Source organism: Mesorhizobium sp. M2A.F.Ca.ET.043.02.1.1, from assembly GCF_003952405.1.
In the GTDB taxonomy this organism is placed as follows: domain Bacteria; phylum Pseudomonadota; class Alphaproteobacteria; order Rhizobiales; family Rhizobiaceae; genus Mesorhizobium.
The window spans coordinates 4,055,670-4,067,976 of record NZ_CP034445.1 but is presented as its reverse complement, the minus strand read 5'-3'; the positions used below and the strand labels follow the sequence as shown (position 1 = coordinate 4,067,976).

The following is a 12,307-nucleotide window of genomic DNA, read 5'->3' as shown; positions in this document are numbered from 1 at the left end:
GTCATGAATATCATGCGTCCCATCGTGCGAAATACCTCACTGGCGCTCGCCGTGGCGGTTATCGCATGCCTTGGGGCGCAACATGCAGCGGCCGGCAGCCAGTATGTGGTGTTGTCCGTCGAGCCAGCAGCCGATGAATTGCTGCCAGGCAAGCTCTTCCTGCCAAGCGACGTGATAAACGTCCCGGCCGGTACGGTCGTCACCCTGCTTGGCGAGGACGGCAGCATGAACTCGATATCGGGACCAGGAGCATTCGTTGTAACCGCGGATGCACTCGCCCCCAAGGGGACGGCAAACCCGACCGGCGCGCAGGATGGGCCTTCAAAACTCGCGTTGATAGCCGGGCTGCTCACGAAAGAACGGCAGAGAACCGAGTCCATCGGCGGATCGCGCACAAATGCCGACCAATCTAAGCCAAACAGGCTGGACTACCCTTGGGCAATTTTGGTCGACGAATCCTCTCCGGGTTGCATCCGCAACGGCGAGTTGGTTCTGGCCCGCCGAGGATTGGGGGAACGACTGGTGTTCTCGGTGCGCCTGGGGAATGCGGAGCCGTTGAACGGCCTGGTGTGGGGTGCGGGCGAACCCACATACGCGCTGCCAGGTCCGGTCTCTCCCGACGTGAAGACGATCACCGTCGAGACCAACAGGACCTCGGTGCTGATTGAAGTGAAAGCGCTCCCGAGCGAAGCCGATCTCAGTGATCCGCTCGAGGTGTTGGGATGGATGGTAAGTAGCGGCTGCGAACGTCAGGCGCTGGCCTTTGTGGACACTATCGCAAGCAAACGACACTAATTATCAGACGATAGTTGCGTCGCCGCGCCTCGACAACTTGGGGGCGCGAAACTGCCGCTCATTTCTCAGGTGGCCGAGCGAGGGCAAACGGCGCAACTGCGACCTCGGTGTCAAACGGCTTCCAAAACTGACCCCCGATCGGCGTCCAATTTTGACCCCCCCCATGTAATGCGCGGCGGTCAGCGTTCGCCCGGGCGCAGCTGGTCAGGGTTGCGCAGCCCGGGCGAGCGCGGATGGCGCTTGGCAGGTTGACGGGGGTGATTAGGCGCGGTTCTTGAAGCGCCAGGACTCGTTTCCGGTCTCAATGATCTCGCAATGATGGGTGAGACGGTCGAGGAGCGCTGTCGTCATCTTGGCGTCGCCGAAGACGGCTGGCCATTCTCCGAACGCCAGGTTGGTGGTGACGATGATTGAGGTTCGTTCGTAGAGCCTGCTGATCAGGTGGAAGAGCAATTGCCCGCCGGCTTGCGCGAACGGGAGATAGCCGAGTTCATCGAGCGCGACGAAGTCGAGCCGGGTGAGGTAATCAGCGATACGGCCCTGCTTGCCGCTTCGGTGCTCCATCTCGAGCCGGTTGACGAGATCGACGACGTTGAAGAAGCGGCCGCGTGAACCGTTGCGGATCAGGGCCCGCGCGATGGCGATTGCCAGATGCGACTTGCCGGTTCCGGTGCCGCCGATGAGCACGGCATTGCGCTGGTCGGCGACGAAGGTGTCGGTGGCGAGCTCTCGGACGAGGGCCTCGTTGACCGGCGTGCCGTCGAAGTCGAAGTCATCGATGTCCTTGGCGATCGGTAGCTTGGCGACGGTGAGCTGGTATTTGATGGAGCGGGCCTGCTTCTCGGCGATCTCAGCCGACAGCAGATCACCGACGATCCTCGGCGGCTCGTGCTGGCGCTTGATGCCTGTCGCCATGACCTCGTCATAGGCGCCGCGCATGCCATAGAGCTTCAGCGTTCCCATCAGTTCCAGAACCTGGGTGCGTTCCATCAGCTTGCCCTCCTGAGGCTGTCGTAGCGGGCGCAGTCGGCCTGCGGCTCATGCTCGTCCGGGGTGAGGATGGTGACGGCCGGCGCCGGATCACGCCGCCGCGCCAGGATGTTGAGGATGACGGCGGACGAGCAGACGTTCTGGTCGAGCGCTTCCTGGCAGGCGGCTTCCACCACGTCGAGACCGTCACTGAGAACTGCGGTCAGGATCGCCACCATCTGCCGATCGCCGTCATGGGTCGGCTTCAGTTTGCGCCGCACCCGTTCCATCGCCGAGGGCAGCGTCCAGTCGTGGAATGGCGCACCGTTGCGCAGCGCGCCCGGCTTGCGGGCCAGCACCGGAACATAGTGCCAGGGATCATAAACCGTCTCGTTGCGGCCGAAGCAGCGTGCATGCTCGGCGACAATCACGCCGTCCTGGCGGATGACGATCCGATCGGCATACGCCTGGACCTCGACCGGGCGGCCGACAGCGGTCGAGAGCACGGAGTATCTATTGTTATCGAAGCGAACCGTGCAGGTCTTCGACACCGAAGCCGGCATCGCGTGGAAGCCATCAAATGGACCGCGATACTCGACCAGTCTGCCGCGCTCCTCCTCGAACACGTCCCAGATCGTGCGTTCGGGCTGGTCAATATGGCGGTGTGCCTTCGCATAGGAGACGCACTTGTCGGCGAGCCAGGCATTCAACTCGGCATAGGACTTGAAGCGCAGCCGCGGTGTGAAGAAGCGCTCCCGCACCAGCCCGACCTGGTTCTCGACCTGACCCTTCTCCCAGCCGGACGCCGGCGTGCAGGCGACTGGCTGCACCAGGTAATGGCTGCACATCTGCAGGAAGCGGCGATTGTATTGCCGGTCCTTACCGACGAAGATCGTTTCCACCGCCGTCTTCATGTTGTCGTAGATGCCGCGCGTGCAGGTCCCGCCGAAGAAAGCGAAGGCCCGGTCGTGGGCATCGAACACCATCTCCTGCGTCTCGCGCGGATAGGCCCTCACGAACATCATGCGGCTGTGGCAGAGCCGGACATGGGCGACCTTCACGGTCACCGTCACGCCGTTGATCAGGACGATCTCGTGGCTCCAGTCGAACTGGTCAGGCCTCGCCCGGCGCGAAGAATAGCGGCACATAGGCGTCCGCCATCGCCGACCCCTGCGCCTTCGCCCAGCTCTTCGCGTATCGGCGAACGGCGTCATAGCCTCCCTCGTAGCCGAGGCTGCAAAGCTCTTCGTAAATCCGGATCAGTGTTAGTTGCTCGCGCGCCGCCTTGCCACGGTTGCCATTCAAAAACCCGTCAAGCTGATCCTGCCACGGACCGATCTTCGGCTTGGGCTGCCGCTCGCGTTCGTAGGAGAACGATGTCTCATTGGATCTGAGAATCTTGCGGACGGTGTTCCGCGACACATGCAGCTCGCGGCAAATCCGCTTGAGCGACCATCCTTGCACATGGAATGCGCGCCGAACTCGGGCAATCGTATCCACCGACTTCATCCCCACACCATCCGCTCGCCACGACGAGCTGATGGTCGCAAAATCAAAGCATCAGGGGGGTCAAAATTGGACGCCGATTCCCCGGCTTAGGGGGTCAATTTTGCACGCCGATTCACATGCCACTGCGTTGTTCGGGCATAACAGCGCAAAGGACCGCGACGAGCTCGAAGTGCTGCAGGCCGTCATCGAACGGTGGGAGCGATCCCAACATCCTATCGAGGCCGCCACGCCTGCGCAGGCGATCAAGTTTCGCATGGCGCAGGCTGGCCTGTCACAACGCGATCTGATCCCTTACCTCGGAAGCAAATCGCGAGTATCCGAAATACTTAACGGTCAGCGACAGCCCACTGTCGATCAGATAAGGGCACTTCACCAGCACTTGGGCATTCCAGTTACATCGCTGATCGGCACGTTCAGGCACGAGCCCGTTGCAGGGATCTCGAGCACTGCGATGGCGGCGGAGGGAAAGCTCCGGAAGCTTGGTATAATGAAAGCGAAGGAAAATCTCACTGGCTTCCTATCGCGCTCGAAAGCTTCCGCTCCAGCCGTCGCCATGTTGCGCAAGACTAGGACTGAACGAACCAACGCTAAGACCGACTTGGCGGCGCTCGAAGCGTGGTGTGCGGCCGTCTTGGCGCGTGCAGAAAAGATCACCATTAAGAAGACTAAGATTAACAATCCTGAGAAAGCAGCACGGCAAATTGCGCAAGTGAGCATATTGCCTGACTGGAACGGTCAGGTCGTCGCGGCGTTACATCGTTTAGGTGTAATCTTGATCGTATTGGAGCACCTACCGGGAACGTTTCTTGACGGCGCCGCCTTGTGCCGCGGCGATGGAGTTCCAGTGATAGCGCTGACACTTCGACACGATCGCTTGGACAATTTCTGGTTCACGCTGTTGCATGAGTTTGCCCACGTGGCGTGTCACCTGAGTCCCGATCGTCAGGTAATTCTAGACGACCTGGACGTGGCGAGTTCGGAGGCAATCGAAGCGGAGGCTGATTCATTTGCACGAAACGCCCTTATTCCACCCGCCATGTGGAAGCGTATCCACAAAGACAGCAGTACGGAGGAGGTACTAGAAGCTGCCCAAAAAGCGGGTGTTCATCCCGCAATTGCCGCCGGCCGCTGGCGCTTCGAGCACTCAGACTATCGCCGTTTTTCCAAGTTGATCGGCCGCGGCGAGGTGAAGGCCGCTTTCATGCCAGCCTGAGCCACGAGGCGAGCCTCCAACATAGGTGTGGAGCGCCCGTTGACAATGAGTGCTTATCGCGAGAGCGAGCTGCCACGGGGTGCCGCGTGAATTAGCCGAGCTCGTGGATTATCACGTCGGGAATCACGGTCTTGGCGATGTCGCAAAGATGTTGGTGATGGGTTAGATAGATTACCTGGCCTACGCTGGCCATCTCGCCGAACAGACGGAAAACCTCCTCAGACCGGAGATGGTCGAAGGTTTCCATGATGTCGTCGGCTATGAACGGAACCGCCGGCCTGAGCTTGGCGAACTCGTAGTATCCGGCAAGCCGCAGGGCCAGGTAGAGCTGAAACCGCGCGCCTTTCGACAAAGCGTCCGCGACCTTTGATTGGCCATCCCGCTGCATGGCGATAAGGACCTCGCCGCCCTTTACCGGCTGGGTCGTCAAGCCTGTGTACTGGCCGCGCGTGATCAGGGCGAAGGCGTCGGAGGCCTGGCTCATCATTCCAGAGCGGTGACGTTCGCGGTAGACTCGGAGCGCGCTTGCCGCCGACATGATGCCGAGCTTCAATTCGATGTAGCGGGCAGCCTTCTCCTCGATTTCGAGAAGGACTGTGCGGCGCTCCGCATCGATCCGGGCAACCTGGCTGTCTCCACCGATCGCATCGAGCTTGTCTGTCGCCCGGGTACGCCGGACGAGGTGGTGGTGTATGGCTTCATCGAGGTCGGCGAGGCGCCGCTCAATTTCGGCCTTTTCAATTGCCAGCCCATCGAGATCGAGCCCCTCCAGCAATGAGCGCGCCTGGGCGAAGTCGTCGAGGGCAAGCTCGCTCGTCAGTCGTTCTTCAAGCTCGGCCACGGCGCTCTGCAGACCGTCTCGCTCGCGAAGCCGTTCATCGCGCTCCGCGACTTCGGGAAGAGTTTTCACCCCGAAAGTACCGAGCACTTGCTGCTTGGTGACCTCGTGTGCCGCGATCTCGGCGTTCAATGCCTCCTGAACGTCTTGCAACTTCTCAACATCAAGTAGGAGATTCGCCCTCGCCTCACGGGCGCGCTCGGCGTGCTCCAGGCGCTCGGTCAGCCTGGCACTCACCTGTTCCGGCGCCTCATCGGTTACGGGATCCCTGGCTTGCGCACCAAGCCGGGCCACCTCTTCAGCAAATCCAGTCCTGTCCGCTTCCATCTTGCCTATGCGCATACGCATGGCCTCGCGATCCTGCAGGGCCTTTGAAAGGTCCGACAACTGATCGAGCACGCTGCCGAGCCCGGTTCCGGCGATGCCGTCTTCGAGCCAGGTGCCCTTCAGCGTTTCATTGACGTCGGCCTGCCATGCAGCATCTCGCCGTTCGCCAATTTCAACAGCGAGCCGCCTGGTGGCCAGCTCCTCTTCCTTCGCGGCCACGTTTCTCAGCGCTTCCGCGCGTTCCGCGTCGACCTTCGCCTGCCTGTCCAGAAAGCGGTCGGTGGCGACGACCATGGCCTCCAGGGCCTCACCGGCTTCCAGCTGAATTCCAACGCTTCGAAGAGCCGAGGCCATTCCAAGGTGGATCCGCTCTCCTTCGGCTGTGGCTCGTTCAATCCTTGCGCGTGCGAGCAGGATGTCGTCAAAGGCGCCGAGTGCCTCAGCGCGCGCGGAAAGGCGCTCCTCCAGATGTCCGATCAAGAGGTCGAGCGACTGCGCCTGGCAATCCTGAAGCAAGGCGCTGGCCCTTTGCTTGATTTCAATTGCCACCGTTTCAGCGCGCTTTTCCAGCTCGCCGAGCTGGGCATTGACGCGCTCTACCGCCGCTTCTGTTTCGGCCGCCTTTTGCTTGATCGCGCGCAGGTCCGCGAGCTCGCCGGCATGAGCTATCCGCGCAGCACCGACATGATCGTCTCTGGCCAATGCTGCGGCAAAGACATCAGCCGTTTCCGCCTTCAGGTCGGCCCGGTGACCTCGCCAAGCCTCGTCCCTGTCTCGGCGACTAGCCGCGGCTGTTTCGTCGTCGGGGATGTCGGCCGAGGCGAGGACAGCAGCCAGACGAGCCGATGTCGAGATCAGGCTTTGTTCATGCTCGGCCAGACGCTCCGAGACGACCGCCTTGTCCCTTTGAAGGTCCGCGGCGAGTTTCTTCCAGGCGGCCATCTGCGTCGGCACTGGAACCGACATTTTCGAAAGCGCCTCCACATCTCCCGACCACGGCCAAAGGCGCCGCATCGCATCGGCCAGTCTTGTTTGCCGGTCATCCTCGAACGCGCGCGCCTCTGCGATTTCGCGTTTGTGACCACTGGCCTTGGCTTCCGACACGGCTGCCATCAGCCTGGCTCTTGCGGGCTCGGGCACCGCCCTCTCCTCGCCAACGCGACCTCGCGCAGCGTTGAGCCCATCGAGCGCGGCAGCCGCTTCATCCCGGGCCATCCGCAGGCTCGTTGTGATGCCGGAGCGTTGTTCGACCATGGTGCGAAGCGTGCCGACCACCACGGCCGGCAGGATGAGCCGGGACGGATCCCGTTCGGCCGACCTTCCAAGCGCGGCGAGACAGCTAGCTACCGTTTGGTCGAGCAGCTGGGCTTCCATCTTGCGGGTCGGCAGGTCCATGCCGGCGGACAGATAGCGCGCCTTGCGATCGGCCAGTCCTCGTACCTGCTCCGAGATCGCGAGCACGACATCGTCGACAGCGATTGCCTCGATCTTTACCTTCGCGCGCTCGATCTCGTCGGCATTTGCCTGGAGACGGGTCCGCAAGCGTGCGTCCTGATCGATCAATTCCGCGACACTGCCACTCCAGCTCCTGGCAGGAGACGGTATGTCCGGCAGTTCAGCCAGCCTGCTTGCCTTGCGTTTTATTTCGCCCAGGAGGGGCGCGGCGCGCGCATATCGCTCGATCGTGGCGAGCCGCGCCGACAACGCCGCGCGTTCAGCCAGACTGCGGTCATACTTCTCCTGGGCTTCCGCCCGTTCCGCCTCGAGCGCCTCGAATGTCGAGGCCAGCGTGTCGATCGTCTCCTTGCGTGACTTGAGCTCCGCGAACCGCTTCTTCAGCAGCGCGATTTCGGTCGTCTGGGCCTGCTTCCGGTGAAGCCCGTCCGCCTCCGTCTCCAATGCGGCAAGGACATCGCTGGCATGCCCGAGCCCGGCGCTGGCGGTGAAAAGGAGCTTGCCGAGATCGCCACGCGACTCAAGGATTGCCTTGCCGCCCGCTTCAAGCGTCTCGTCATCGAGCGAGAACATGCTGCTATAGGCCTCCCGAGACAAGCCGGCGAGGTGCGCCGAAATCGCAATTTCGCTCAGCGGCCTGCCTTCGGCGTCATGCAGTGAGTTGCTGCGGCTTTTGGTGCGCGAAACGGCGAGCGCCTTTCCCTCGAATTCGAGCAGTCCGCCGATGCGCATGGAGCTATAGTCGTGCTGGAAATTGTACCGACTACGCTCTTCGATGCCGAAGAGCAGATCAAGGTAGGCAGATAGCGCGGTCGACTTGCCGGCCTCGTTCAAACCGAAAACGATGTGCAGATCAGGCCCTGAAACCGGCTTCTCCCCGAAGTCGATCGCCTTGTCGGTAAACTTGCCATAGCGGGTCAGGTCAAGCCGCCGCAATCTCATCGCGTGGCGCCCGCCTTGAGCGTTGCCGTGACGAGGTCGATACTCCCGGCAAGCACATCGTCAAGAAACCGTTCCAGCCCCGCTTCATCCTTGCCGGCGAAACCCCTTGCATCGGGGGGCAGGTCCGCGATCGTCTTCAACACGAATTCCCGCGCTTCTGCTCGAAACGATTCAGAGCTCGCATTGGCGCGCATGGACTGTGCGAGTTCAAAAGTGGGATCGGCAACATTGCCCGAATTTCCGACAGCGGGGGCCGAAAGATCGAGCTCGAGCTTTTCCACCCAGGTGTCGCCCACCTGCTCCGACGCCTGTTCGGCTTCTGCAAGAGCTAGGTCCCGGTCGCGCATCAGCGACCATGAAAGGGCCGACGTGCCGACCAGCCCAAGGCGGGCAACAAGGTAGCGCGACCTCGCCTCCTCCCTGGCTTGTTCCAATCCTGCCCGGATGCGGATGACGGCCTCACTCCATTCTTCTGCCCCGGTCAAATCGACACTGATGCGCTCGAACTGCGCGACACTGGTGAGCCGCTCCTCGATCTCGACGGAGCGATCGTCGCGAATGGTGACCAGCGTCACCGACTTCTCGCCCGCCTCATTGATGTCCCTCCCCTGAGGGATTCCCGGCATCACCAACGTGCTCGCGCCGGAATGGACCTGGCGAACGTGGATATGGCCAAGCGCCCAATAGTCAAAGCCGTGGCTGTGAAGATCGGCGACGCTGCAAGGTGCATAGACGTCGTGCCCTGGGGAACCGGCCAGGCTCGTATGCATGATGCCGATATTGGCAGCTCCCTCCTGGGGGCCAGCATATTTGGGCAGCAGGCTTTCGGGCGCCTTGGGGCTGGCGAAGCTCAGCCCATGGAACGCAACATCCAACCCGGAGCCAGGCTGGATCACGGATTGGCAGCGGCCGCCAAAGAGGGTCACCGTGTCGGGTAAGACGAGCTGCTTGGTAATCCGCGACATGGCGTCGTGATTGCCGCGGATCATGTAGACCCTGACGCCCTCCTTATGGAGGCGCGTCATCTGGGCAGCTAGAAAGCGCGCCGTCTTCATCGAGGTCTGGTCGCCGTCGTAAAGATCGCCGGCGATCACAAGCGCATCGACCTGCTCCGCTAGGCACAGATCCACGATCGCAGTGAATGCCTGGCGGCTGGCATCTCCGACGAGCTCGGCAAGCTCAGAATTTCTGAGTGCTAGCGAACGCAGTGGCGAATCGAGATGGATGTCGGCCGTATGAATAAATCGAAATGCCATCTGCGGGCGCTCTCCAGGCCCGAACAGAAGCTCAGGCAAAGCAAATACAAAAAGTCCTGGTCGCCCAACGTCGCGGTTAGCGCCCAAGGCTCGTTTGAGCCCTCGGTAGCAAAGTCCGTCTGTCATCAGCAACCGAGGCTTTGATGCTATCCTTCACCTCACGATGACACCCCCTCCATTCCGGCGTGAGCTGCGTCGCACAGGCGTCCACAGCAAACGAGGTCTACAAAGCGCAAACAGTGTCGGCCGGACGGACACTGTAGTTTCACCGTCGAGCCGATTCGTGACACCAAGACCGGTTCAATGGGAGACCTAAGGAGCGACGGCATTGCGCCGCCACAGCGGGACGCGAGGCGGGCCGCCTCTGGCATGCCGCACTACGTTCATCCATGATAACTGCCTCGCGGAAGATCAGGCACAGGAACTGACCGGCGTCTGGCCTCGAGATTAGCAACGCGTCCTGGCATGTTCAACGTGATCAATGAGGGCTTATGTGAAGGTGCACCGCCCCGAAAGCCTGAAGGACGAGGTCAAACAAGCGACCCGCCGATCCGGCTGAGGGGGAACGAACTCGCGTGTTTCTTGATCTGCAAAGGGTCGAAGTCTCAAGGCCGCCGTTCGTTCCAAAGGGATGGCTGCAGTTCAAACTGTCGACCGCCATTCTGTAAGGGAGGCATTGCTAATTCTGTTTGTCTTAGGCAACGTCGCACACGTTGTGGGGGGCGGGGCACATGTTCAGACGTATTTCAAGTATCAAGGATTTCGGTGTCTTCAACAACTTTGCCGGTGGCAGTTTGCCGGAGTTCGCGCCCTTCAATTTGATTTATGGGTGGAATTACTCCGGCAAGACAACGCTGTCGCGGATGTTTCGTTGCCTGGAAGATGGCTCGCTTCATCCCGATTACCCCAACGCGCGCTTTGACGTACTGAGCGCTGACGGCACCCAGTATGACCACGCCTTTGCAACGCCCTGCAACGTACGCGTCTTCAACGAGGATTTCCGCAAAGCACATCTTCGTTGGGATGATGCCGACGGCCTCAATCCCATTCTTCTGCTCGGCGCCGAAAATATCAAACGGCGAGACGAACTCACAAGGAAGGAAACATGGCGTGCGCAACTCGACGATCAGCGTAAGGCAGCCGCTGCTGAGGCGAAGCGACTTGATGAGAGGATCAGTAAGGCTGAAACCGATTGTGCCAGCCAGATCGTCAAAGAGCTTCCGGTTGGACGTTTCAACAAAACTAACCTGCGCCCGATAATCAGCGCGTGGAATGGTACCCTGCCCAGAGCGCAGACCCCCGAGAAGGTTCAGGCTGCGCGCGCGAAGGTGAGTGCCGAGCAGAAGGATGGTCTGCCCGATCTTTCGATTACAACGCCGCTTATCGACCAGCTCTGGCGTGATGGCAGCACCCTCCTTAGAGAGCAGATCGATTCATCTGCCACAATCGCACACCTTGTGGATCACCCGGATATTGCGACTTGGGTTGAACATGGGCGCCAGCTTCATGAGGGCAGATCGCACTGTGAGTTCTGTGAAGGAGAACTGACTGCTGCGCGGAAGGCCGCGCTCAATGCTCATTTTTCCGACGCGTTTAACGATCTCAAGAAGCGAATTGCCACGGCAATTGACGGACTTGCCGGCCAACGGATGGAGTTTTCCGGTGCCGCCTATCCCCGATCAGCCTTTTATGTCGATCTGCACGATGAACATGCGCAGGCAGGTCGGGAGTTGGCACTCGCGAGAGACAGCTTCAACAGTGGCATACAGGCGCTCGTCGATGCACTTAAGAGGAAACAAGAAAACCCGTTCGATGTCGTACCAGCACCGGAGGACGATCCTCAGCCCGATCCGCTAGTTGCGGCAGAAAGGCGTTTTCAGGCCCTCATAGAAGAGAACAACGACCGCACCCGGCGTTTCACCTCAGCGCGCAACGAAGCTATTGCCGCGCTGAAGGATCATTACGCGGCCGAGGCAATGCGCCAGATCGACCGGTTTGAACTTGAAGGTCGAATTGCCGCTCAGAAAACGATTGAAACTGATTCCGAAACGGCCATCGTTACTCTTGATGCCGAGATCGCCAGCATTCAGGCGGCACTCTCAGAGGCGACCAAAGGTGCGGAAGCTATCAACGACACGCTTCGGCGATTTTTCGGGAAGGCTGATATCCGGGTTAAAGTCACGGACAGCGAGCGTTTTCAGCTGATGCGCGGCGCAGAACCTGCCCGCAATCTGAGCGAAGGCGAACGCACGGCGATCTCTTTTTGCTATTTCATCACCAAGCTGCTCGAAAACGGAAATGATCTCTCGCAGACAATCGTCTATATCGACGATCCCATATCAAGCCTTGATGCGCATCATCTTCTGCACGTCTGCGCGTTCATCAGAACCACCTTTTACCGTTTTAACGAAGGGGCATCCAGACCCGAGAGGCATGAGTGTCTGGCCAAACAACTGTTCATCTCGACCCACAGCCATGAGTTTTTCAGCCTCATGCTGGACTGGATGAGGAAGATGAATGATCAGATGTATCGGACATATCTTGTCGAGCGCACGGACGCGAATGGTCTTGTCGCTTCTCGGCTGGTATCATGCCCAGATAGCATTCAGAAATACCGCTCAGAGTATGTGTATATATTTCACCAGATTGCCAGCTATGCCGAGAATCCGCAAAACGATCATCAAATTATCTTCAATCTTGGCAATCTGACGCGGAGATTCGTCGAAGGGTATGTTGCGTTCAAGTTTATGGAGCACGTCAATATCGACAGCAGTATTGATCGCCTCATCACCGATCCGGTTGATGCTGAGCGCGCCCGCAAATTCATGCATTTCCATTCTCACACGCTTTCTAGAAGTGCCGGAATGCGCTTGCCAGACATGAGCGAGGCGCTGGCGATCGTCACGTTGATCCTGGATGCAGTGCGGGACCACGACCCCGTTCATTACCGCTCGCTTGAAACCACGCGCTAACTCTCTGCGCTGAATGTAGGCGGAGCTGCAA

At 60.1% G+C, this 12,307-nt stretch carries 8 protein-coding genes; 3 read left to right on the top strand and 5 right to left on the bottom strand.

Annotated features, from left to right (window positions below; genetic code table 11):
* Positions 1-3: 3 nt before the first annotated feature.
* Positions 4-795 carry a hypothetical protein gene (locus EJ068_RS19455; protein WP_129554706.1) on the top strand — a complete coding sequence of 264 codons (792 nt, stop codon included), beginning with the start codon at positions 4-6 and terminating at the stop codon, positions 793-795.
* A gap of 261 nt (positions 796-1,056) precedes the next feature.
* Here EJ068_RS19455 and istB read toward each other — a convergent pair whose 3' ends face one another.
* From istB to EJ068_RS33355, 3 genes are read right to left on the bottom strand one after another with little or no spacing between them, the layout of a single operon-like run.
* Positions 1,057-1,785, bottom strand: a complete 729-nt coding sequence (gene istB / locus EJ068_RS19450) for an IS21-like element helper ATPase IstB (protein ID WP_129554705.1) — start codon at positions 1,783-1,785, stop codon at positions 1,057-1,059.
* Entirely contained in the window at positions 1,785-2,912 is a 1,128-nt protein-coding gene (gene istA, locus EJ068_RS19445) for an IS21 family transposase (protein ID WP_245463152.1), read from the bottom strand. Before istA ends, istB begins: the two co-directional genes overlap by 1 nt.
* Positions 2,878-3,273 carry a helix-turn-helix domain-containing protein gene (locus EJ068_RS33355; RefSeq protein ID WP_245463151.1) on the bottom strand — a complete coding sequence of 132 codons (396 nt, stop codon included), beginning with the start codon at positions 3,271-3,273 and terminating at the stop codon, positions 2,878-2,880. Before EJ068_RS33355 ends, istA begins: the two co-directional genes overlap by 35 nt.
* Positions 3,274-3,304: 31 nt before the next feature.
* On the opposite strand from EJ068_RS33355, the gene EJ068_RS19440 reads away from it, so the two are divergent.
* Positions 3,305-4,486, top strand: a complete 1,182-nt coding sequence (locus EJ068_RS19440) for an ImmA/IrrE family metallo-endopeptidase (RefSeq protein ID WP_129554704.1) — start codon at positions 3,305-3,307, stop codon at positions 4,484-4,486.
* 91 nt (positions 4,487-4,577) lie between these two features.
* On the opposite strand, the gene EJ068_RS19435 is transcribed toward EJ068_RS19440, so the two are convergent.
* Both EJ068_RS19435 and EJ068_RS19430 read right to left on the bottom strand, forming a co-directional pair.
* On the bottom strand, positions 4,578-8,048 hold the full coding sequence (locus tag EJ068_RS19435; protein ID WP_129554703.1) for an AAA family ATPase: 3,471 nt from the start codon (positions 8,046-8,048) through the stop codon (positions 4,578-4,580).
* Complete coding sequence (locus EJ068_RS19430; protein ID WP_129554702.1) at positions 8,045-9,304, bottom strand: DNA repair exonuclease; 1,260 nt, start codon at positions 9,302-9,304, stop codon at positions 8,045-8,047. Before EJ068_RS19430 ends, EJ068_RS19435 begins: the two co-directional genes overlap by 4 nt.
* Before the next feature lie 731 nt (positions 9,305-10,035).
* On the opposite strand from EJ068_RS19430, the gene EJ068_RS19425 reads away from it, so the two are divergent.
* Positions 10,036-12,276 carry an AAA family ATPase gene (locus EJ068_RS19425; protein WP_129554701.1) on the top strand — a complete coding sequence of 747 codons (2,241 nt, stop codon included), beginning with the start codon at positions 10,036-10,038 and terminating at the stop codon, positions 12,274-12,276.
* Positions 12,277-12,307: the final 31 nt, after the last annotated feature.

What these genes read in the sequence shown, in the direction of transcription:
- EJ068_RS19425 (WP_129554701.1), top strand. Translation starts at nt 10,036, where the DNA reads ATGTTCAGACGTATTTCAAGTATCAAGGATTTCGGTGTCTTCAACAAC.
- istA (WP_245463152.1), bottom strand. Translation starts at nt 2,912, where the DNA reads ATGTGCCGCTATTCTTCGCGCCGGGCGAGGCCTGACCAGTTCGACTGG.
- istB (WP_129554705.1), bottom strand. Translation starts at nt 1,785, where the DNA reads ATGGAACGCACCCAGGTTCTGGAACTGATGGGAACGCTGAAGCTCTAT.
- EJ068_RS19455 (WP_129554706.1), top strand. Translation starts at nt 4, where the DNA reads ATGAATATCATGCGTCCCATCGTGCGAAATACCTCACTGGCGCTCGCC.
- EJ068_RS19440 (WP_129554704.1), top strand. Translation starts at nt 3,305, where the DNA reads ATGGTCGCAAAATCAAAGCATCAGGGGGGTCAAAATTGGACGCCGATT.
- EJ068_RS19430 (WP_129554702.1), bottom strand. Translation starts at nt 9,304, where the DNA reads ATGGCATTTCGATTTATTCATACGGCCGACATCCATCTCGATTCGCCA.
- EJ068_RS33355 (WP_245463151.1), bottom strand. Translation starts at nt 3,273, where the DNA reads ATGAAGTCGGTGGATACGATTGCCCGAGTTCGGCGCGCATTCCATGTG.
- EJ068_RS19435 (WP_129554703.1), bottom strand. Translation starts at nt 8,048, where the DNA reads ATGAGATTGCGGCGGCTTGACCTGACCCGCTATGGCAAGTTTACCGAC.